We start from the raw sequence: 781 nt of genomic DNA, 5'->3' as shown, positions 1-781 counted from the left end.
CTGCAGAGGCCGAGGAACGATACTACGCCATGCTGGACGCACCAGCATTGGCCGCATAACTTAAACCAAACGGTCTCCGGCAAAGCCGGTGCGGTTCAGCTCGATTGCGTTCGTTGCTAGGCCTCTTCGGGCGCTTATGGATCTGGTAGCGCTTCGCAAGGTGGAGTGGAGCGGGCTTGAATGGCTGACGATTGGTATGAGGATTGAGGAAGATTCCCTTTTCGGAACGCGACGTAAGGATTTTACGGCATTGAAGCCGGTGTACAAGCACAAGGCTGCAAATGCTTTTCTCCGGACGTTGGAGGCTACAGCTTCACCTGTCAGACCATAGAGAAAAGACTTGTGGGCTGAGATTCAGTGAAAGGGATGAAATTTATCACAGCGCTCAGTTAGTGCAGCATTTACAGGATTGCTGTATTTTATGGATTTACTTTTGTGACCGTGCTATCCGCTCGATACAAGATGGGAGTGTGTTTGATGGCAGGTTCAGGTAATTCCTACACCACGAGTGACCTTTCCAGGAAGTCGGGTGATATTATCGCTGAGGCGCTTCGTCATCCGGTGACGATCACCCAGCGCAACAAGCCTCGTCTGGTTCTTCTTAATATCGAGGATTATGAACGTTTGATGCGGCAGTCTGATCTGCGTGCGGTTGGCACTATTAATAATATGTCTGACGCTTTGCTAGGCGGTAAACTCATAAATTCTCTTGGCGCATTGCGTTCCGCGTGATTCAAGGCTTCCGAATTAGGAGCTATGATGACACGCCGCCGCTACGAAC

The 781-nt window shown here is 50.4% G+C and carries 1 protein-coding gene; it reads left to right on the top strand.

The window, feature by feature from the left end; translation table 11 throughout:
* The first annotated feature begins 477 nt into the window (after nucleotides 1-477).
* Nucleotides 478-732, top strand: coding sequence for a type II toxin-antitoxin system prevent-host-death family antitoxin (locus ACQZ48_RS23400; RefSeq protein ID WP_448729561.1), 255 nt, complete (start codon nucleotides 478-480; stop codon nucleotides 730-732).
* The last annotated feature ends 49 nt before the right edge of the window (nucleotides 733-781 follow it).

It is taken from the genome of Agrobacterium sp. 22-209-1 (assembly GCF_053522485.1).
The sequence above is the reverse complement of the archived record's forward strand: the minus strand, read 5'-3'. Positions and strand labels throughout refer to the sequence as shown.

Excerpts from the sequence above, each read along its gene's own strand:
- ACQZ48_RS23400 (WP_448729561.1), top strand. The coding sequence starts at position 478 with ATGGCAGGTTCAGGTAATTCCTACACCACGAGTGACCTTTCCAGGAAG.